This is a genomic window from Paenibacillus sp. FSL H7-0918 (assembly GCF_038007025.1).
Lineage (GTDB): Bacteria > Bacillota > Bacilli > Paenibacillales > Paenibacillaceae > Paenibacillus_AQ > Paenibacillus_AQ odorifer.
Genome location: NZ_JBBOWJ010000001.1, coordinates 319,029 through 340,869, shown reverse-complemented (window position 1 = coordinate 340,869; position 21,841 = coordinate 319,029). Strand labels below are relative to the sequence as shown.

The window sequence follows — 21,841 nt, the reverse complement described above, 5'->3', positions numbered from 1 at the left end:
TGGAGGTAATTTTCTTTTGAGCACACCCAAATCTAAAATTAAACAAACGGTAGAGCAGATGCTCGGGCCCTATCTCGACGACAATGGTTTCGAACTGGTGGACGTTGAATACGTGAAGGAAGGCTCCAATTGGTTTCTGCGTATATTCGTAGATAAAGAAGGCGGCATTGATATTGATGACTGCGGGATCATTAGCGAATATTTCAGTCAGAAGTTAGATGAGAATGATCCTATTCCTGAGGCATATTTCCTTGAGGTTTCCTCGCCGGGAGCAGAGCGTCCTCTCAAAAAAGCTGCGGATGTAGCTAAAGCGGTAGGTAAGGACGTGTATGTGACTGTTTATGAGCCGATTCAAGGACTCAAAGAATTTGAAGGTCGTTTGCTCTCGTTCGAGAACGAGGAACTGCTCATCTCCGCGGGCAAAAAAGAACATGTAGTACCGTACGCCAAGGTCGCAAGTGCGAGATTGGCCATTATTTTTTAACGTCTTGAAAGGGGGGCCGGAAATTCATGAGTATGGAGTTTATTGAAGCAATGAATGAGCTGGAGAGGGAGAGAGGCATCAGTAAAGATGTGCTGTTTGAAGCGATTGAAGCGGCGCTGATCTCTAGTTATAAACGTAATTTCAATGCAGCACAGAACGTGCGTGTTGACATGAATCGCAATACAGGTGTCATTAAAGTGTTTGCCCGCAAGTTAATTGTTGAGGAGGTCCTGGATACAAGGACTGAAATCTCATTGCCGGCAGCCAGAGAAATTAACCCGCATTTCCAGCTGGAAGATATCGCTGAGCTTGAAGTGACACCGCGTGATTTTGGACGTATTGCCGCACAGACTGCTAAGCAGGTTGTAACTCAACGAATTCGCGAGGCAGAGCGTGGACTTATCTATAATGCTTTTATCGACAAAGAAGATGATATCGTTACTGGACTAGTTCAACGTCAAGATATGCGGAACATTTACATTGATCTTGGCAAAATCGAAGCGGTTCTTCCGCTTAGCGAATTGATGCCAGGTGAAAAGTTCAAACAAAGCGAACGCATCAAGGCTTATATCACAAAAGTTGAGAATACAACAAAAGGTCCGCAGATTATGCTCTCCCGCAGTCATCCTGGATTACTGAAGCGTCTGTTCGAGCTTGAAGTTCCTGAAATATTTGACGGTGTAGTTGAGATTCGTTCTGTAGCCCGTGAAGCTGGCTTCCGCTCGAAGATTGCTGTGTATTCCCGCAATCCAGAAGTAGATCCCGTTGGTTCTTGCGTAGGTCCAAGAGGCACACGCGTTCAGACCATCGTTACTGAGCTTCGCGGTGAGAAGATCGATATCGTCCGTTATTCTGATCTGGTGCAGGAATATGTTGCGAATGCACTTAGCCCTTCAAAGGTTCTTGAAGTTCAAGTCTTTGAAGCGGAGAAGATGGCGAGAGTTATCGTTCCTGATTATCAATTGTCACTGGCTATCGGTATTAAAGGGCAAAATGCACGTCTTGCCGCTAAACTTACCGGCTGGAAGATTGATATCAAGAGTGAAACTCAAGCGGAGCAGGAATACGGCAGACCGAAATCTTCTATTGATGAAATGCATCAGGATTCCGTCTCCATAGATTAATTAACCTGCTTGACGGGAGGCGTTTGTTATGAAACAAAAAAAGGTGCCGCTGCGTAAATGCGTTGCTACCCAAGAGATGATGCCTAAAAAAGAGCTGATTCGTGTGGTAAGAACGCCTGAAGGTGAAGTGCTGATTGATCTGACGGGCAAGAAGTCAGGCCGTGGTGCTTACATATGCGGCAAGCTTGAATGCTTTCAGCTGGCACAAAAGAACAAAGCACTTGACCGTGCATTGAAATGTCAAGTGAGTCCTGAAATCTACGCCCAGCTAGCCCGGGAGTTTACTTCCGTGGAAGAGCAGTTTCTAGCAGCAAAGGATAGTGAGGATAATGAGTAAGGCGCTTTCTTATTTAGGGCTTGCCATGAGAGCAGGCAAGATAGTCACCGGTGACGAGGCTGTACTCAAAGTTGTACGGTCTTCAGAGGCGAAGCTGGTCGTTCTGGCAGGTGACGCTTCAGATAATACCCAAAAAAAGTTCCGTGATAAATGCGGAACTTACGATATTCCACTAGTAATCGCATTTCACCGGGATGAACTCGGTGCAAGTATTGGTAAAGACCAGCGTGTAGTACTGGCCATTACGGATAAAGGATTCGCGGAAATGATCTCCAAGCAACTCGGAGATACTGTCGGAGGTGGATTTATTGACTAAAGAAGAGAACAAAGATAAATTGCGCGTGTACGAATACGCCAAGTCACTAAACATGAGCAGTAAAGAAATTATTACTATTCTGAAGCGTTTGAATGTCCCTGTGAATAATCATATGAGTGTCATGGAGAATGGATCCGTGAACAAAGTTGAACAGTTCTTTAAGGATATCAAATCAAACGCTGCAGCCAAGCGGGATACCGGCACCAGCAGCCGGCCGGTAACAACCGGTGCGGTAACAGCCGAACCTCAAAGTGCTCAGAATGCCAACAAAAATCAACAGGAAAAGCAGGTAGGTATGAACAGTAACCAAAACAACAACCAATCGACGACGTCCCCAAGGCCCCAAAGCGGACAAGATTCCCGCAGAACACAAACAGGTTCAACGCAGAATGCACGTCCGCAACAAAGCGGTGCTCCACGTACTAACAGTACTAGCAGCAGCCGCCCGCAAGGCAGCACTACTGGCGGCAATCGCCCACAAGGTAGCAATACCGGTGGCAGCCGTCCGCAAAGCAGTAATACTGGCGGCAACCGTCCACAAGGTAGCAATACTGGTGGCAGCCGTCCGCAAGGCAGCAATACTGGTGGTAGCCGCCCACAAGGCAGCAACACTGGTGGAAGCCGTCCACAAGGCAGCAACACAAGTGGCAGCCGTCCGCAAGGACAAAGCAGTGCACCACGCACTGACAGCCGTCCACAAGGTCAATCTGGCACAGGCGGAGGTTTCACACGCGGTGATGACAGAGGTCCTAAAAAGAACACAACTGGTGGCAGACCGAATAATAATCAAAGACGTTTCGATGATGGTAAAGGTGGTAACTACCGCGGTCGTGGTGGTAAGAATGGCCGTGGCAAGAACCAGCCAATGGTACACCGCGAGAAGATCGATAACACACCTAAGAAAATCATCGTTCGTGGCAGCATGACCGTTGGTGAAACAGCGAAATTGCTTCACAAGGATGCTTCTGAAGTAATCAAAAAGCTGATTTCGATGGGTGTTATGGCTACCATCAACCAAGAACTTGATATCGACACCATTTTGCTACTCGCTGCTGAATTTGGCGTAGAAGTAGAAGTGAAGATTCCTGTTGACGAGGACAGCTTCGAAACAGTGGAAGAGAATGACAATGAAGAGGATCTTCAGACTCGTCCTCCAGTAGTTACTATTATGGGTCACGTTGACCATGGTAAAACTACACTACTTGATGCTATTCGTTCGACCAATGTGACGCTAGGCGAAGCCGGCGGAATCACTCAGCACATCGGTGCTTATCAAGTCGAAATCAACCAAAAGAAAATCACGTTCCTTGATACACCTGGTCACGAAGCATTTACTGCTATGCGTGCTCGTGGTGCACAGGTTACGGATATGACAATTATCGTAGTAGCTGCTGATGACGGTGTTATGCCTCAGACCGTTGAAGCTATTGCACACGCTAAGGCTGCTGGACTTCCGATTATTGTCGCTGTTAATAAAATCGACAAACCGGGTGCAGATCCTGATAAGGTGAAGCAAGAGCTTACAAGTTATGAACTTGTTCCTGAAGAGTGGGGTGGAGATACCATCTTCGTTAACCTCTCTGCGAAACAACGTATTAACTTGGAAGAACTGCTGGAAATGATCCTGCTCGTAGCTGAAGTTAATGAGTACAAAGCGAACCCTGACAAACGGGCACGCGGTACTGTTATAGAAGCTGAGCTTGATAAATCCCGTGGACCAGTTGCTCGTATACTCGTTCAGAACGGTACGTTGAAAGTCGGCGATGCCTTTGTAGCAGGTAACTGCTTCGGACGTGTACGTGCGATGGTCAATGATAAAGGTCGTAAGATCAAAGAAGCTGGACCATCTACTCCAGTAGAAATTACTGGTTTGACTGAGGTGCCACAAGCTGGCGATCCGTTTATGGCTTTTGAAGACGAGCGTAAAGCGCGTGCGATTGCTGATAGACGTTCTACTTCCCAACGTCAATCTGAGCTGAATACGAACACCCGTGTAACTTTGGATGATCTGTTCCAGCACATTAAAGATGGCGAGATCAAAGACCTTAACGTGATTATCAAAGCTGACGTACAAGGTTCAGTCGAGGCGCTTAAAGGATCCTTGGCTAAGATCGAAGTGGAAGGCGTGCGCGTGAAGATCATTCACAGCGGTGCTGGTGCGATTACTGAATCCGATATTACGCTTGCAGCAGCATCGAATGCTATCGTTATCGGCTTTAACGTTCGTCCAGACGCACAGACCAAAGCAGCTGCTGAGCAAGAAAAAGTAGATGTTCGTCTGCACAACATTATCTACAATGTAATTGAAGAAATCGAAAGTGCCATGAAAGGTATGCTCGATCCTATCTATAAAGAGAATGTTATCGGTCACGCCGAAGTTCGCAGCGTGTTCAAAATCAGCAAAGTGGGTACCATTGCAGGATGTATGGTTACTTCCGGTAAAATTACCCGTAATGCTGAAATGCGCTTGATCCGTAGCGGAATCGTAGTGTTCACAGGTAAGGTTGATACTTTGAAACGTTTCAAAGATGATGCCAAAGAAGTGGCGCAAGGTTATGAATGTGGCATAACTTTGGAACGCTATAATGACGTCCAAGAGGGCGACATTATCGAAGCGTTTCTTATGGAAACTGTAGAGCGCTAAGCGAAGAGGTGAATATAGATGTCTAAAATTAGAGCAGGACGAGTGGGCGAGCAGATCAAGAAAGAGCTTAGTCAACTTATCCAAAGCGGTCTGAAAGACCCTCGAATCGGTTTTGTAACTGTAACTGGCGTAGACGTGACTAACGATCTATCGCAAGCCAAGGTATACCTAAGCGTGTTCGGGGATGAAGAGCAGAAGTCAGACTCGCTTAAAGCGATTGAGAAAGCCAATGGTTTTCTTCGCTCAGAGCTTGGCAAGGCCATTCGCCTTCGGCATACACCGGAGCTGATCTTCAAGTTCGACGAATCTGTCGCTTATGGCAGTCATATTGAGAAGCTTCTTGGAGAGCTTCATAAGAACGATTAGAAATAAGTGATTAAAGTGGGGTTCAAAATAGCGTTATGCTATTTTGAACAACCTTTAAAAAGGAGACGGCGAATGCAGAGCTATGAACAAAGTCTCCAGCAGACCCGTGAGTTTCTGCTGGAACACGACGATTACCTTGTAGTGTCGCATGTTCAGCCGGACGGAGATGCAGTCAGCTCCACCCTTGCGGTGGGCTGGCTTCTCTCATGTCTGGGCAAAAAATATACTATGCTGAATGAAGGACCGATCCCGAAGCGAATGGAATACCTATGGCATTCGGATGAAATCATCAATATGGCCTCTAGTGAACCGCCCCGTCAATACAGCAACGTCATCTGTGTGGATTGTGCGGATTTTCAGCGAGTAGGGCTGACAAATCGCTATTTTGCGAATGAGGCTTTTATCCTGAACATTGATCACCATCCAACAAATAACGGTTATGGATTCGTTAATTTAATCAAACCGGATGCAGCTGCGACAGCGGAAATTTTGTTCGACCTGCTGAAGACATTCGAGATCGAATGGGATATTGATATCGCCACAGCTATATATACGGGTCTGTTAACAGATACCGGTGGTTTTCGTTATACCAACACATCACCAAAAGTAATGGCAGCTGTATCTGAGCTATTATCCCTTGGGGTTAACGGTCCTGAACTCGCTGAGACATTGCTTGAAGAAATGACGCTGCCACAGGTTAAAATATTAAATAAAGCCTTAAATACGCTGGAATTATCTCCTGAAGGAGATATTGCCTGGCTATATGTTACACCCGAGCATATGATCGAATGTGCTGCTGCTAATGAAGATTTGGAAGGAATCGTAAACTACCCTCGTAATATTCGGGGCGTGGAAGTAGGCATTCTTTTTAAAGTTATTCACGAACATGCGGTCAAGGTTAGCCTGCGTTCTGCCGGTAAAGTTGACGTGGCTGCATTGGCGCAAACGTTTGGAGGCGGCGGTCATACCCGTGCTGCAGGTGCGCGTATAGAAGCTACGCTTGAAGAGGCAATAGCTCAGGTGCTTGAGGAGGTAAGACGTCATTTATGAGTGAATTAGAAGGTGTTCTGGCGGTTTATAAACCGGCAGGCTTCACTTCACATGATGTTGTAGCCAAGGCACGTCGGATTCTCGGCATGAAACGAATTGGTCATACGGGGACACTAGATCCCCAAGTGACTGGTGTATTGCCGCTTTGTCTGGGACGTGCGACTCGCGTTGTGGAGTATATTCAGGAGCTGCCCAAAGAATATGTGGCAACACTGAGACTGGGGATGTCCAGTGATACTGAAGACTTAACTGGAACCATTACGGAAACTGTTGATGAGGTTCATGTAACTGAGGAAGAGATTCTTGCAGTGCTTGCCTCTTTCAAAGGCGTAATTTCTCAGGTTCCTCCCATGTACTCTGCGGTGAAAGTCGACGGCAAACGTCTTTATGAATTGGCTAGAGAAGGCAAAACCGTTGAACGGAAAAGTCGCGAAGTAGAGATTTATGAAATCGAAATGACGGATATGACTTGGGAAGGTAATCATCCCGACATCACTTTCCGGGTATTATGCTCCAAAGGCACGTATATTCGTACACTTTGTGTAGATATCGGTCGTGCGCTTGGACTGCCGGGTGTAATGGTGAAGCTGGAGAGAACAATGTCGGCAGGAATTTCTGCCAGCCATTGCTTATCCCTTGAGGATATTGCCGCGCACAAGGAAGCCGGAACATTGGAAGATCATTTAATCGCTGCTGATGAGGCAATTTCGCATTTGCCTAAGCATACCGTTATGGATGAGAAGAAGAAGGCAGCACTGCAGGGTCAACGTTTGTCTTCGCGGTTCATTGCTCCAGAAGTGAAGACAACAGGTCAAATTCGGCTATACGATCTTCAGGGATTGTTTCTTGGCATTTATGAGCTGGAAGAGACAGGTGCTATTGCCCCAGTAAAGGTGTTTGCACAAGCTTAAATCAATTTTACCAAGTGAATTGTAGGTGAGAAACAGCGTGAGAACCGTAACGTTAACCTATCCGATGTCGCCGGAGACTGCTGCCGAATGGGCACAACCTCAAGTGGCTGCTCTAGGGCAGTTTGACGGCCTGCATCGTGGACATGCCAGCGTCATTACATCCGCTGTAGCCTTAGCCCGTAAACAAGGTGTGCCGGCTGCAGTCCTTACATTTCATCCTCATCCCAAAGATGTTATGGGTAAGGGAGATTATGAAGGGTACTTGACGCCACCCTTTGAAAAGCAAGAGATTCTTGCCAGCATGGGTGTCGATATCCTGTATGTTGTTGAATTTAATGAGCAGCTTTCCCGGGTTAGTCCACAGAATTTTGTCTCTGTTATGCTTTTACCGCTACATATTGTAACAGCAGTTGTTGGCTTTGACTTTCGCTTTGGCTACCAAGGTGAAGGCGATGTTGAGATGCTTCGCAAACTGGGTGAAGGTGTTATGAATGTGGAAGTTGCTCCTCCTTTTCTGCTTGAAGGTGAAAAGGTTAGCAGCTCCGGCATTCGTAAAAGTCTCCAAAATGGAGATCTGGGGCTGGCAAACTCCTGGTTCGGACGTTGCTATCATCTGCGTGGTGAAGTGGGGCATGGTGAGAAGAGAGGCCGCACAATTGGTTTTCCAACTGCCAATTTGAAGCTCAGTGATCATTTTGTCATTCCGACCAAAGGTGTATATGCGGTCCGAGTCTTTTATAAGGATAAAGTTCTGTACGGGGTTATGAATGTGGGTGTTAAACCAACCTTTCATGAGGGTGTGTTAACTCCAAGCTTTGAGGTTCATCTTTTTGACTTCGAGGGTGACCTGTATGATCAAGAGCTTAAGGTAGAATTGGTAGCTTACATTCGTCCAGAACGGAAGTTTGACTCCATTGGAGCATTGATTACTCAGATTGGCGAGGATGCAGAAACCGCGAAGAAGATTCTGGAGTATAATTTATAGTCATCCCGGACAAGCCGTTTACTTTTGTTAATGGAGATGCTATACTAAGTAACGTTGCTGGCTTACAGCATCATAACCTTAGCTTGGTTGCACGTTCTCACCGACGGTGACGAGGCTAGTGGCGATTATATTGAAGGAGGTGAACAGGATGGCATTAACTCAAGAACGTAAACATCAATTGATCGACGAGCACAAAACTCACGAATCCGATACTGGATCCCCTGAGGTGCAAGTTGCTATCCTAACGGAGAACATCGTTAATTTGACTGACCACTTGCGTACGCACAAGAAAGATCATCACTCCCGTCGTGGATTGTTGAAAATGGTTGGACAACGTCGTAAACTTCTGGCGTATTTGAAAAACAAAGACATCAGACGTTACAGCGCCCTGATCGAAAGACTGGGATTGCGTCGTTAATTTTCCATAAGATTACTCTTAAAGCAGCCTGGTTGTATACCGTATGTCCTTCTCGGAGCGACAGCGGGACAGCTGGGTTGCTTTTTGAAAATTTAGGGAAAACTTAATATTAGGATCGATGAGATTATTCGCAAAAACGGCGACTTTACTTTTCAGTAAGGCCCAGCCGTTTCTTCTTATATGCATACAGAATAGGCAGCCTCCTTTGGGACAAGCCTTTCCAATTCAATTAGATCGATATGTGAACCTGCTATTTTAGACTGCGGGTCTACTACTATTCAAGGAGGTATTTATGGAAAAACGTGTAGAAATGCAGCTGGGTGGAAGACGCCTTGTGCTGGAAACGGGCCGCCTGGCTAAACAAGCAAACGCAGCCGTTATGGTGCGTTACGGGGATACTTCGGTATTATGTACCGTTACGGCTTCAAAAGAACCTAAGGATCTGGATTTTTTCCCGCTTACAGTTAACTATGAGGAAAGATTATATGCGGTAGGTAAAATTCCTGGCGGATTTATTAAACGTGAAGGTAGACCGAGTGAGAAAGCGATTCTGTCAAGCCGTTTGACAGACCGTCCAATCAGACCACTATTCCCTGAAGGATTCCGTAACGATGTTCAGGTATTGAACATGGTAATGAGTGTGGATCAGGACTGCGCACCAGATATTGCTGCTATGATCGGTACTTCAGCTGCACTTAGTATTTCCGATGTGCCTTTTGATGGACCCATCGGCGGCGTTGCTGTAGGTCGGATTAATGGAGAGTTCGTGATCAATCCGGATATGTCTCAGCAAGCAATCAGTGATGTTTATGTGGTGGTTGCTGGAACGAAGGATGCAATCATGATGGTTGAAGCAGAAGCGAACGAAGTGACGGAAGATGTGATGCTCGAAGCGATTATGTTCGGTCATGATGAAATCCGCAAGATCGTTGCAACCATTGAAGAACTGGTTAAAGTGGCTGGTAAAGAAAAAATGGCTGTGAAGCTGCATACAGTGAATGCTGACGTGAATACTGAGGTCCGTGCATTTGCTGAGGCTCGTCTGGTGGAAGCCGTTAAAATAGCTGAAAAACATGCGCGTCAGGAAGCGATTGATGTCGTTAATGATGAAGCGGTTGCGTATTTCGTAGAGAAGTACATAGAAGCACCGGAGCTTCTGAAAGATGTTAAAGAAGTCCTACATGATATCGTGAAGGATGAAGTAAGACGTCTAATCACACATGATAAGGTTCGTCCAGATGGACGTAAACTTGATGAAATCCGTCCGATTGAATGTGATACAAGTCTGTTACCGCGTACACACGGTTCCGGTCTGTTTACACGTGGACAAACACAAATCCTTAGCGTTTGTACTCTTGGGGCACTAGGTGATGTGCAAATTCTTGACGGAATCGATCCTACTGAAACGAAACGTTTCATGCACCATTACAACTTCCCGCCGTTCAGCGTAGGGGAAGCTCGTCCGCTTAGAGCACCAGGACGCCGTGAAATCGGTCATGGAGCACTTGGAGAACGTGCATTATCCAAGGTTATTCCTAGTGAAACTGAATTCCCGTACACGATTCGTTTAGTATCAGAAGCGATTGAATCTAACGGTTCTACTTCCCAGGCAAGTATCTGTGCCAGCATTCTGGCTATGATGGACGCTGGTGTGCCAATCAAAGCACCTGTAGCCGGAGTAGCAATGGGTCTGATCAAAGACGGAGAGCATGTCTCCATCCTGACGGATATTCAAGGTATGGAAGATCATCTCGGAGATATGGACTTCAAGGTAGCTGGTACAGCAGAAGGTGTTACAGCTATTCAAATGGACATTAAGATTGCCGGTATCGACCGCAAAATTCTTCAGGATGCACTTCAGCAGGCTAAAGAAGGCCGTCTGTTCATCTTGGACAAAATGAATGAAGCGATCTCTGCGCCAAGACCTAATCTGTCCAAATATGCTCCAAAAATCATTATTATCAACATCAATCCGGACAAAATCCGTGATGTTATCGGTGCTGGTGGTAAGATTATCAATAAAATTATTGAAGAAACCGGCGTGAAAATCGACATCGAACAAGATGGCCGTGTCTTTATCGGTTCTTCAGATGAAGAAATGATCCAAAAGGCGCGTTCGATTATCGAAGGACTTGTGCGTGAAGTACAAGTCGGAGAAATCTATGTGGGTACAGTTAGACGTATTGAGAAATTTGGAGCATTTGTTGAACTAATTCCGGGTAAAGACGGATTGGTACACATTTCCCAATTGTCTACTGAGCGCGTAGCTAAGGTTGAAGATGTTGTAGCTGTCGGGGATACAATTACCGTTAAAGTTACCGAAATCGACCAACAAGGCCGGGTTAACCTGTCGCGTAAAGCGGTATTGACTTCGGAAACTGGAGCTAAAGCTTAAGTTTCGATTGTAGAGGTACCTTTTCTAAAGTACCTAATAGCATAATAAAAGGAGACAGAAGCGATTGCGTTCTGGCTCTTTTTTTATATGAAATAAAGTAATGTGCATCACTATCACGCCTCTGGCCTCTGTTCTTATGACATAAATTCCTCTCTTGTCTCATAGATTGGGACAAAGTGTCTTTGTATTCGTGTGGAACGGACTACAAGTCGTTTCTACCGGGGAGGAAGTCGTCATGAAGACGGAAAAAGTGGCTTTAGTGGTTGCTTGTATTGCGATCGTGATAGGAATTGGCAGCACTCAGGGACCGGTAAAGGACATGCTTGCGCAATTGAAGCTGCAGGAGGACCTAGCTGTGTGGAAGGATATTTCTAAGGCGGAGAACAATGATCTTCGGGCACGGATTGAGACCGCCGCAGCCAAGCTTAATGCCCCTCCAGTGAATGCTGTGGTTGATCGGGTATGGAAGGCGATTCCGGGTTATAACGGGCTTGAAATTGATGTAGAGAGTACATATCGGAATGCTCTTTTGGCACCAAAAGAACCTATAAAATTTGTGTATCGGCAGATCGAACCACAGATATCCCTGAATCAACTGGGAGCTGAACCCATATATCGTGGGAATCCGGCTAAGCCGATGGTATCGCTGATGATTAATGTGGCGTGGGGAAATGAGTACATTGTGCCAATGTTGGATGTTTTGGATGAAGAGAACGTTAAAGTTACGTTTTTTCTGGATGGGAGCTGGCTGAGTAAAAACCCGGAACTGGCTAAAGAAATGCTAAAACGCGGTCATGAGATGGAGAATCACGCTTATACCCACCCTAATATGAGTACTTTAAGTCGTGCACGAGCTACTGTAGAAATTGAGAAGACACAAAAGCTGTTAAAGGAATCGCTTGGAGTCACTAATAAATGGTTCGCCCCCCCTTCTGGTGATTTCGATCAGGAGACGGTAGAAATTGCAGGCAGCTTAGGGCTCAAAACCGTACTATGGACCGTAGATACCGTAGATTGGCGAAATCCGTCTCCTGAATCTGTGGTTGCCAAAATCACAAGCAAAGCGGAACCCGGCACTCTAGTCCTAATGCATCCCACAGCCGCATCCTCCAAAGCTCTGAAGGCCATGATACGTGGAATCAAAGCAAAAGGGTTACAGCTAGGCACAGTAAGTCAAACGCTCTCAGCAGAGCGGCTAATCCCCTCTAATGTTGAGTGAGAGATGTATTTCTGGTAGGATTATAGGCACGTGTAATTAAATTAGATAGAACATGGCTATTAGCCAGGAGGACTTGAAGTGGAAAAAATAGTGTTATCCAATGGTTTACGAGTGGTAATGGAGAAAATCCCGACCGGCCGGTCCGTTTCTTTCGGAATCTGGGTAAAGACAGGCTCTCGGAATGAACATCCTGGAAACAACGGGGTATCCCATTTTGTAGAACATATGCTTTTTAAAGGTACGGATCGGTACAGCGCCAAGGATATTGCTGAGCAGTTTGACGCCATCGGCGGCAATGTAAATGCGTTTACCTCAAAGGAATATACATGTTATTATGCTAAAGTATTAGATGAGCATCTGCCTATCGCTGTAGATGTGTTAGCGGATATGTTCTTCCGTTCACGGATGGACGCTGAAGAGCTGGAGAAAGAAAAGAATGTCATCCTTGAGGAAATTTCCATGTGCGAGGACACGCCGGATGATCTTGTGCATGATTTGATGTGTGCTGCTGCCTACAAGGACCATCCGCTTGCGTATTCCATCCTTGGCTTGAAGGAACGGCTAATGGAGATGAAGCCGGATGATCTTCGGGCGTATATGAAGGAACAATACACGATTGAGAATACGGTTATAAGCGTTGCCGGCAACATTAGTGATGGATTGATTGAACTGCTGGAACAGCATTTTGGTTCTTTTGATAATCATGGTATAAGTGCGCCGCTGACTCCACCAGATTACTATGGAGAGCTCTTATTTCACCGCAAGAAAACAGAGCAGAATCACATCTGTCTTTCCTTACCAGGTGTCCGTTCTGGCGATCCCCTGCAGTATGCTATGGTGCTGATTAATAATGCCGTAGGCGGAGGGATGAGCTCCCGCATGTTCCAGGAAATTCGTGAAAAGCGCGGATTAGCTTATTCGGTGTATTCCTATCACAGCTCCCAGGCAGATTCTGGTCTGTTTACGGTCTATGCTGGAACAGCGCCCAAGCAAACAAAGGATGTCATGGAGTTAATCAAGGAAATGATGTACGAACTTGCTACCAACGGCCTCAGTGAAGATGAGCTGAGAAAAGGTAAGGAGCAGCTTAAAGGCAGCCTCATTCTTAGTCTCGAAAGCACTAGCAGCCGAATGAACCGTATCGGAAAAAATGAACTTATGCTCGGAAGACATAATACATTGGACGATATGATCGCCAAAATTCAGCTAGTGACGATGGACAATATCAACAGTGTGCTGGACCATATGTTCGCGGAGCCGCTTTCTTTAGCGATGGTAGGCTCATCAGATAAAGCTATTGCAAATGTTAGGAGAGATGATCTTGTCTTATTACGTACAAATCAATAAACTTGCTGGAAACGAGGATGTAAATCTTCCTTGTAAAATGTCGGAGCAAGCTTCCGGTTATGATCTTTATGCTGCCGTTGCGGGTGAAATTGTACTTGCACCAGGAGAGCGGGCATTAATTCCAACAGGGATTTCACTGGCTATGCCAGAGGGGCTTGAAGCGCAGATCCGTCCGCGTAGTGGACTGGCCTTGAAGCACGGGATTACCTGCTTGAATACACCTGGAACTATAGACGCCGATTACCGCGGAGAGATCAAAGTGCTCTTGATCAATCTGGGGCAGGAGCCTTTTGCTATCGCTCGCAATGAGCGGATTGCCCAAATGGTATTTCAAGCCGTTCCAGTGGTTAATTTGGTGGAAGTGGAAGAGTTGTCCGAAACTCAACGCGGAGCCGGAGGCTTTGGCCATACTGGCAAGTAAGATTGTTGTTACAATTCATTTAAAAAGCTTACGAATTCATGCCCAAGGTATGATTCGTGAGCTTTTTTTGATATGCAGAGTTAATTATCCAAAGTTTTAATTCTTCGATTGTTATACAACTAACCCCGACTTCCCCATCGAATAAACTCAGCATTTTCATTGGCGCTCTGCCACTACTCTAACCCTACCATCAAATTAAAGACGAAGCCCCTATCGGACCCCAGTGCTCTTATTTATAACAATTCTGCTTAATTCGGCTGTTTTCGGACCCCAGTGTCACTATTTGATCAAAAACACCTGATATCGAGCCTGTTTACATCGAATAAGAGCTCTCCAGTCCGAAACTCCTCCTAAAAGGCAAAAAACACACAAATAGTTGCATCTCGGTCCTTAACTCATCAGCCGTAACCCGTAACCCATTAGTTCATCATCAGCCATGCGTGCCGGGGATTTCATTTCCGCTCTTCACCCATTAACTATGCCCAGCATAAGATGCTTTATAGTCGATAGTGTATGTTGAAAGGAGCGTCATCCCTATGCTTACTGGCGTCAGGATCGTGTTCCTGGGCGGGGACGCGAGACAGCTTGAAGTGATTCGGAAATGTGTGGAATTGGATGCGACGGTAAGCGCTGCCGGGTTCGATAAGTGGGAGACCCCTAGCCCAGGGGTGAGCCTGGAACAATTGACGGTAGAGCTGCTGAGTAATGCAGATGTATTAGTGTTGCCTACGGTAGGCTGTGATGATGAAGGAAATATTAGTGCTCTATTTTCTTCTGAGCGTTTAACGATTCTGGAGGAGCATTTCACTGCGCTGCCATCCGATTGTTTAGTGTATACCGGTATGGCTAAAAGTTACTTGCGCGGGATGTGTACCAAGCACTCACTGAAGTTAATCGAACTGCTTAATCGTGATGATGTGGCTATTTACAACTCTATCCCGACAGCGGAGGGAGCGCTGGTAATGGCCATTCAGAACACGGATTTTACGATTCACAGCTCGAAATCAATGGTGCTTGGTTTAGGTAGAACTGGATTTACAATGGCTCGAAGTCTACAGGGACTGGGGGCCAGTGTAAAGGTTGGTGTCAGAAAACAAGAACATTATGCACGTGCTGAGGAAATGGGCTGGAAGCCTTTTATGACCAATGAGCTGCTGCTTCACGTACCGGATGTGGATCTTATATTTAACACGATACCAAGTATGATCATCACCGCGCAGGTGCTCTCGCGGCTTGCGCCGCATTGCGTAATTATTGATCTGGCATCTGCACCAGGCGGCTGTGACTTTCGTTATGCTGAGAAACGTGGGATTAAGGCGATGCTGGCTCCAGGACTCCCTGGCATTGTAGCTCCAAAAAGCGCTGGGATTATTATGGCAAATGCGCTGGTACAGTCGATTTCGGACGAGGCTTTAATCAAGGGGGACGAATAAAATGGATTGGCACGGAAAAACAGTAGGGTATGCGATCACTGGATCTCATTGCACTTTTGCTGAGGTAATGCCACAAATTCAGCGCTTCGTAGACGGGGGAGCAAACGTAGTACCTATAGTTTCTGCCTCTGTACTAGGAACAGACACCCGCTTTGGGACATCGCAAAATTGGTTAAAACAGTTGAAAGATATAACAGGGAATGATATCATTTCTACAATTGTTGAAGCGGAGCCGCTGGGTCCTTCCAAGCTGCTGGATGTGCTGACAATAGCACCTTGCACAGGAAATACAACGAGTAAACTGGCTAATGCCATGACGGATAGTCCCGTGCTAATGGCAGCTAAATCGCAGATGCGCAACGGACGTCCACTAGTTCTAGCGATATCTACAAATGATGGATTGGGCCTAAATGCCGCGAATATTGCTAAGCTTCTGGTGGCTAAACATATTTATTTTGTACCATTCGGTCAAGATAACCCTGAGGGTAAACCTAACTCGCTCGTGGCACGCATGGATCTTATCCCGGAAGCTTGCTATGCCGCTTTGCAAGGTAAACAACTACAGCCGATGATCATCGAACGGTTTCATTCAGCATAGAAAATTGACAGATCTCGGCTGATTTTGTTGTGGACAATAAAAGGGGAGATGCACCAAATGAGCAATGAGAAGTGCCAAGATAACGTAGTGGAACCAGCTAAGTTCATTGCTATCAAAAAAATATAAGCAGTATTGCTACCGTCCTCAGGTTCGAGGGCGGTACAGCCATTTAACAACTTACTTAACGAATAAGCTCACGTACCGTAATCTTTTCACGAATGATTAGTGTGTTTGCTTTGATAATAATGGGGGAATTATACATGGGTATTCTGGTACAAAAATTCGGAGGAACATCGCTATCCACACCGCAAGCTAGAGAACACGTAATCCGCAATGTCAAAAGGGAGCTGGCAAGTGGCTATAGTCTTGTAATTGTTGTATCGGCTATGGGCCGTCGCGGAGAACCTTACGCAACTGACACTTTGCTGGATTGGGCCGTGCAGAACGGAGATGCACTTCCAGACCGGGAAAAAGATCTCTTGATGTGCTGTGGTGAAATTATTTCAGCTACTACTCTATGTGGGCTGCTGGAGAATGAAGGCATCGCTTCTACAGTATTAACGGGAGCTCAGGCAGGATTTCTGACAGACAGCAACTACGGTAATGCCAGAATTCTGGATGTACGTCCGGAACGCATTCTCCGTGAGCTGCGTGAGGATAAGGTAGTTATTGTTACCGGGTTCCAGGGCCAGACTGAAGCGGGTGATTTGACAACTTTAGGCCGTGGCGGCAGTGATACCTCTGCTACAGCACTGGGTGCTGCTCTTCATGCTGATATGGTGGATATTTATACGGATGTGAACGGAATTCTTACAGCAGATCCACGGATCGTTGAAGATGCTAAGCCATTAACTTACGTTAGTTATACTGAAATTTGCAATATGGCTCATCAGGGAGCAAAAGTCATTCATCCACGTGCGGTTGAGATTGCTATGCAGGCACAGATCCCAGTTCGTGTTCGTTCAACCTTTTCAGAAGCTGAAGGTACGTTGGTTACGAATCCAGAAGGATTTAACGATATCCAAGCAGGGGGAATTGTGGATCGATTCGTTACAGGGATTGCTTATGTCAGCAATGTTACACAGATTTCTGTGGAATGCCCGGACGGTAACGGAACCGGAGTGCAGCTGCAAATCTTTAAGAGTATGGCAGATAACGGGATAAGCGTTGATTTTATTAATGTAACACCTACGGAAGCTCTTTATACGGTTTTTGATGACAAATCAGAGAAGGCTATTTCTGCTCTACAGCAGCTGGGTTTGCGACCTAAGAGTTTGTCGGGTTGTGCCAAAGTTTCTGTTATCGGGGGCGGAATTAATGGTGTGCCTGGTATTATGGCGCGCATTGTTGAGGCGCTTAGCTCGCAAAACATTCAAATTCTACAATCCGCGGATTCGAATACAACGATATGGGTGCTTGTGAAAAAAGAAGATATGGTGCAGTCCCTGCGTTCGCTGCATGCTATGTTTGAATTGCACCGCTGACAAGGAGGAATTCAAAGTGGATTTCGGAAGATTAATAACAGCCATGGTAACCCCTTTTGATGGGGATGGAGAAATCAACTGGGATGTAACTTCACAGCTTGTCGATTATTTAATTGAGGTACAGAAATCAGAGGCTTTGGTTGTCTGCGGAACGACAGGGGAATCGCCTACGTTAAGCGATGAGGAAAAGCTGCAGCTGTTTTCTTTTGTGCTGGAAAAGGCGAATGGACGTTGTAAAGTTATTGCTGGAACTGGCAGCAATAACACGAAACATTCCATTCATCTGACGAAGGAAGCGGAGAAAATAGGCGTAGATGGAGTGCTTTTGGTCGTTCCTTATTATAATAAACCGAATCAGGAAGGTCTTTATCAGCATTTTTCCACGATTGCTTCAGAGACTTCATTACCAGTGATTTTATATAATGTTCCAGGTCGAACAGGTGTAAGTATGAGCGTGGCCACTACCCTGCGACTTGCTGAGATTCCGAACATCGTTGCTACGAAAGAATGCGCGTCTGTAGATCAGGTAACACTTATTGCCTCTGATTGTTCAGATGATTTCCGTGTATATACGGGTGATGATGCCTCAGGTCTTGCCAGTCTGGCTGTCGGTGGATACGGAATTATAAGTGTATCTAGCCATGTGGTTGGTGCGCAGATGTCAGAAATGATTTACGCTTATACCTCCGGCAATGTTCAGCTTGCTGGAGAGATTCATCGCCAGCTGTTCCCGATTTTTAAAGGAATGTTTGAATGCCCACAACCGCTGCCCAATCCTTCAGCTGTAAAATATGCTTTAGGACTCAAGGGGATTCCTGTGGGCGGAGTCAGATTGCCGCTTATTTCGCCAACGGAAGCGGAAGCGGCTTTTATTGAAGCACTTTTTCACTAAGAATTAATCATTGCTGATGTACGTTCTAAACCGGCTACTCTATTGAGGGAGCCGGTTTTTGCATTTATATTTTTTTTCTGAAATATTGAGGCGAATTTAAGGAAAGAATTTGGATACGAGGCGGATGACTTGTCTTTTGCCAAAAAAATCATGTATAATGATCTTAAGTGACTGGGTGCGGTTAAAATTAAATATGCGGTAATCTTCCGTCAATGTAATACATTGTGAGACAGGATAGGTCCCAAGATGAGTCTGTTTAAATAAATGACATGTCTTCGCGCGAGGGGCGCGACGGTGAATTTTGACGGCGTTTGTCCGCTTCAATATGAACTTTACTGCCCGGAATCGGGAGCTTTCGCATTGCGCATTTTACAGATTTCAGGAATTTCCTCGTCGATTGGAAGTTATTGGCTGTTTGAAAGAAATGTGTTCAGCGCCGCTGAAATAATCGAAGTTCGATATTTACCAATAAAAGTATGACGTCCAACATCATAGGAGGGTTAGATTCATTTGTCCAAAAAAAACAACAACGATAAATTGACGATTTTCGCATTGGGCGGAGTCGGAGAAATCGGGAAAAACATGTATGTTATTCAATACGGAGCTGACATTGTAGTCGTGGATTCGGGACTCAAGTTTCCGGAAGAGGATATGCTCGGTATTGACATCGTAATTCCTGATATCTCGTATTTGACAGAGAACCGTGACAAGGTAAGAGGTATTGTGCTTACTCACGGACACGAGGATCACATCGGTGGTCTACCTTATGTCCTGAAGAATTTGAATGTTCCAGTCTATGGAACAAGATTGACTTTAGGTCTTGTAGAGAACAAATTGAAGGAAGCGAACCTGCTGGGTGACACCAAACGGATTCTGATCAACGAAGATTCAGAAATTCAATTGGGGAACTCACTTAAGGTAACTTTCTTTAGAACCAACCACAGTATTCCTGATTCCGTGGGTGTATGCATTGAGACTCCGGAAGGAAATGTTGTTCATACGGGCGATTTCAAATTTGACCACACCCCAGTCAACGGTCAATTTGCAAATCTGCATCGGATGGCAGAGATTGGCCAAAAGGGCGTACTTGCTCTTTTGTCAGATAGTACGAATGCTGAGAAACCAGGCTTTACCCCATCTGAGAAGAATGTCGGTATTGTGCTGGAAGATATTTTCCGCAAGGCTGAGCAACGTGTCGTTGTAGCAACTTTTGCTTCCAATGTGCACCGTATTCAACAAGTGGTTAATGCAGCAGAATCTACGGGTCGTAAGATTACGGTAATTGGCCGCAGTATGGTCAACGTTGTATCCATCGCTTCAGAGCTTGGATATTTGAACGTACCTGACGGAATGCTGATCGAACCGGAAGAAATGAATAGAATGGCAGCAAATCGTGTAGTTGTTCTTTGCACAGGCAGCCAAGGCGAGCCAATGTCTGCATTGACACGTATGGCACGTTCTAGTCATCGTAAAGTAGATATCCTGCCAGGCGATACCGTTATTATTGCGGCAACACCTGTGCCAGGTAATGAGAAGTATGTAGGCCGTACTATCGATGAATTGTTCCGTCTTGGTGCTAATGTGATTTACAGCGGTTCCAACTCCGGCGTTCACGTATCCGGTCACGGTAGTCAAGAAGAACTTAAGCTTATGCTTAACCTGATGAAACCGAAATTCTTCATTCCGATCCACGGTGAATACCGCATGCAGCGCAAACATGCTTTACTGGCAGAATCGGTTGGCGTAGAGCCACAGAACATTTTCATCACTGAAATCGGTGAAATTGTTGAAATCCAGGGCGGTGCCGCTCGTAAGGCTGGTAAAGTAACAGCTGGTAACGTATTGATTGACGGACTAGGTGTAGGCGATGTTGGTAACATTGTATTGCGTGACCGTAAGTTGCTGTCTCAAGATGGTATCTTGGTTGTCGTGGTTACACTTAGCAAGCAGAATGGTGCAATTGTTTCTGGACCTGACATCATTTCACGTGGTTTTGTTTATGTTCGGGAGTCCGAAGGGCTGCTCGACGAAGCTAACCGAATTGTATCCAGTACATTGCAACGCCTGATGAGTGAAAAAGTAAATGAGTGGGCTTCCCTTAAAACAAGCGTAAAAGATTCGCTGGGCCGTTTCTTATATGAACAAACGCGCCGCAGACCGATGATTTTGCCAATTATCATGGAAGTGTAAGGAGAGTTTCTCCTTCAATGAATATATAGCTAGGGCTGAGCCCCTTTTCCCCGGAAATATTGGACGGTTTCCACGGGAGAAGGGGTTTTTGTATGTTCATAAGCTGAAAATTGCATAATGCAGCACCCTGAAACGTCATACTAAGGATTGTTAGTAAGGCAACAGCAGACTAGAGCTGCATATAACAAGGGAGAGCTGCGAAGATGAACTACATCGAAGGATCAAATGGAGCAAAAAATGAGGAAGTTGTCCCAGGAGAAACTAATCCGAATCCTAATGAAAATATGCCGCCCACTACAATGGGAGCGATTAAGGAGCTAGGACAAACAGTAGTCCCAAGTGGAGAGCCTGATATTTTTTGCTTAACGATTATTGGTCAGATTGAAGGACATATTGTTATGCCTCCACAGAACAAAACAACAAAGTATGAGCATATCATTCCGCAGCTGGTGGCAGCTGAGCAGAATAAAAACATCAAAGGCCTGCTTATCATTTTAAATACGGTAGGTGGAGATGTAGAAGCGGGATTAGCAATTGCGGAAATGATTGCATCCCTCTCCAAGCCAACGGTAACCGTAGTCATTGGAGGCGGGCACAGCATCGGGGTGCCGATTGCAGTTTCCTCCACTTATTCGATTATTGCTGAAAGTGCAACGATGACGATTCATCCGATTCGAATGAATGGTTTAGTGATCGGAGTGCCGCAAACTTTCGAGTATATGGAGAAAATGCAGGAACGTGTCGTTAAATTTGTGACTTCCCATTCGCGCATTTCTGAAGAACAGTTCCGTGATCTCATGTTTAAGACAGGTGAGCTCAATCGTGATATCGGGACGGCTGTGGGGGGCTTGGATGCCGTTAAATATGGTCTGATGGATGAGGTCGGCGGGATCGGAGCGGCACTTGCGCATCTTAACCGAATGATCGGCGGGGATTTCTCAGCATCGACTCCAGGAGGGATTACGCAATGACACTGTACACAGTAGTTGCAATGGAACAGGTGTGGGAGGGGGCATTTAACAATTATGCCGCAACCCGAGAAGTTAGTGTGCAGGGCATGCTGATGCAGGTTGAACCGATGGAGGAAGGACGTGCGCGGATTGTGAGATTATTGGATTGTCCGCTGAACCGTTATCTAGATCCGGCGTTCTCTCCAGGTTCGATAATTACATTAACATAAAGATTCATTTTCTGACAAAAGAGAACATAGGTACGCCACGCCATTAT

General features: G+C 45.8%; 21 protein-coding genes. All 21 read left to right on the top strand.

Features of this window, described 5'->3' with window-relative positions; genetic code table 11:
- Positions 1-16 precede the first annotated feature (16 nt).
- The 21 genes from rimP to MHI15_RS01510 all read left to right on the top strand — a co-directional run bounded on the left by rimP (position 17) and on the right by MHI15_RS01510 (position 21,794).
- Positions 17-484 (top strand): ribosome maturation factor RimP, encoded by a 468-nt coding sequence (rimP, locus tag MHI15_RS01610; protein WP_076127842.1) that lies wholly within the window; start codon positions 17-19, stop codon positions 482-484.
- Between the two features lie 26 nt (positions 485-510).
- Positions 511-1,608: a transcription termination factor NusA gene (gene nusA / locus MHI15_RS01605; RefSeq protein ID WP_036688470.1), complete on the top strand. Its 1,098-nt coding sequence runs from the start codon at positions 511-513 to the stop codon at positions 1,606-1,608.
- A gap of 28 nt (positions 1,609-1,636) precedes the next feature.
- Complete coding sequence (rnpM, locus tag MHI15_RS01600; RefSeq protein WP_036688467.1) at positions 1,637-1,945, top strand: RNase P modulator RnpM; 309 nt, start codon at positions 1,637-1,639, stop codon at positions 1,943-1,945.
- A 25-nt stretch (positions 1,946-1,970) separates the two neighbouring features.
- Positions 1,971-2,261, top strand: a complete 291-nt coding sequence (locus MHI15_RS01595; protein ID WP_445667994.1) for a L7Ae/L30e/S12e/Gadd45 family ribosomal protein — start codon at positions 1,971-1,973, stop codon at positions 2,259-2,261.
- Positions 2,254-4,905, top strand: a complete 2,652-nt coding sequence (infB, locus tag MHI15_RS01590) for a translation initiation factor IF-2 (RefSeq protein WP_076309717.1) — start codon at positions 2,254-2,256, stop codon at positions 4,903-4,905. The genes MHI15_RS01595 and infB overlap by 8 nt, the downstream gene beginning before the upstream one ends.
- Positions 4,906-4,923: 18 nt before the next feature.
- Positions 4,924-5,271 carry a 30S ribosome-binding factor RbfA gene (rbfA, locus tag MHI15_RS01585; protein ID WP_076127845.1) on the top strand — a complete coding sequence of 116 codons (348 nt, stop codon included), beginning with the start codon at positions 4,924-4,926 and terminating at the stop codon, positions 5,269-5,271.
- 72 nt (positions 5,272-5,343) lie between these two features.
- The gene (locus tag MHI15_RS01580; protein WP_340010502.1) at positions 5,344-6,321 is read left to right on the top strand and encodes a DHH family phosphoesterase; all 978 of its coding nucleotides are present in this window, start codon (positions 5,344-5,346) and stop codon (positions 6,319-6,321) included.
- Positions 6,318-7,232: a tRNA pseudouridine(55) synthase TruB gene (gene truB, locus MHI15_RS01575; protein ID WP_076127847.1), complete on the top strand. Its 915-nt coding sequence runs from the start codon at positions 6,318-6,320 to the stop codon at positions 7,230-7,232. Before MHI15_RS01580 ends, truB begins: the two co-directional genes overlap by 4 nt.
- 37 nt (positions 7,233-7,269) lie before the next feature.
- Positions 7,270-8,217 (top strand): bifunctional riboflavin kinase/FAD synthetase, encoded by a 948-nt coding sequence (locus MHI15_RS01570; RefSeq protein WP_076127848.1) that lies wholly within the window; start codon positions 7,270-7,272, stop codon positions 8,215-8,217.
- A 148-nt stretch (positions 8,218-8,365) separates the two neighbouring features.
- Positions 8,366-8,635: a 30S ribosomal protein S15 gene (rpsO, locus tag MHI15_RS01565; protein WP_036656390.1), complete on the top strand. Its 270-nt coding sequence runs from the start codon at positions 8,366-8,368 to the stop codon at positions 8,633-8,635.
- A gap of 292 nt (positions 8,636-8,927) precedes the next feature.
- Positions 8,928-11,030: a polyribonucleotide nucleotidyltransferase gene (gene pnp / locus MHI15_RS01560; protein WP_076127850.1), complete on the top strand. Its 2,103-nt coding sequence runs from the start codon at positions 8,928-8,930 to the stop codon at positions 11,028-11,030.
- A 235-nt stretch (positions 11,031-11,265) separates the two neighbouring features.
- Positions 11,266-12,249, top strand: coding sequence for a polysaccharide deacetylase family protein (locus MHI15_RS01555; protein ID WP_340010499.1), 984 nt, complete (start codon positions 11,266-11,268; stop codon positions 12,247-12,249).
- Positions 12,250-12,327: 78 nt separating this feature from the next.
- Entirely contained in the window at positions 12,328-13,596 is a 1,269-nt protein-coding gene (locus MHI15_RS01550; RefSeq protein ID WP_341164064.1) for a M16 family metallopeptidase, read from the top strand.
- On the top strand, positions 13,571-14,017 hold the full coding sequence (dut, locus tag MHI15_RS01545) for a dUTP diphosphatase (protein ID WP_172628834.1): 447 nt from the start codon (positions 13,571-13,573) through the stop codon (positions 14,015-14,017). The genes MHI15_RS01550 and dut overlap by 26 nt, the downstream gene beginning before the upstream one ends.
- Before the next feature lie 536 nt (positions 14,018-14,553).
- On the top strand, positions 14,554-15,450 hold the full coding sequence (gene dpsA / locus MHI15_RS01540) for a dipicolinate synthase subunit DpsA (protein ID WP_076127855.1): 897 nt from the start codon (positions 14,554-14,556) through the stop codon (positions 15,448-15,450).
- A 1-nt stretch (position 15,451) separates the two neighbouring features.
- Positions 15,452-16,048: a dipicolinate synthase subunit B gene (locus tag MHI15_RS01535; protein ID WP_036688443.1), complete on the top strand. Its 597-nt coding sequence runs from the start codon at positions 15,452-15,454 to the stop codon at positions 16,046-16,048.
- A gap of 260 nt (positions 16,049-16,308) precedes the next feature.
- Positions 16,309-17,532: an aspartate kinase gene (gene dapG, locus MHI15_RS01530; RefSeq protein ID WP_036688442.1), complete on the top strand. Its 1,224-nt coding sequence runs from the start codon at positions 16,309-16,311 to the stop codon at positions 17,530-17,532.
- Positions 17,533-17,548: 16 nt separating this feature from the next.
- The gene (gene dapA, locus MHI15_RS01525) at positions 17,549-18,424 is read left to right on the top strand and encodes a 4-hydroxy-tetrahydrodipicolinate synthase (protein ID WP_076179909.1); all 876 of its coding nucleotides are present in this window, start codon (positions 17,549-17,551) and stop codon (positions 18,422-18,424) included.
- A 510-nt stretch (positions 18,425-18,934) separates the two neighbouring features.
- On the top strand, positions 18,935-20,614 hold the full coding sequence (locus MHI15_RS01520) for a ribonuclease J (RefSeq protein ID WP_076127859.1): 1,680 nt from the start codon (positions 18,935-18,937) through the stop codon (positions 20,612-20,614).
- 203 nt (positions 20,615-20,817) lie between these two features.
- Positions 20,818-21,585 carry a ClpP family protease gene (locus MHI15_RS01515; RefSeq protein WP_076136428.1) on the top strand — a complete coding sequence of 256 codons (768 nt, stop codon included), beginning with the start codon at positions 20,818-20,820 and terminating at the stop codon, positions 21,583-21,585.
- On the top strand, positions 21,582-21,794 hold the full coding sequence (locus tag MHI15_RS01510) for a YlzJ-like family protein (protein ID WP_076127863.1): 213 nt from the start codon (positions 21,582-21,584) through the stop codon (positions 21,792-21,794). The genes MHI15_RS01515 and MHI15_RS01510 overlap by 4 nt, the downstream gene beginning before the upstream one ends.
- Positions 21,795-21,841: the final 47 nt, after the last annotated feature.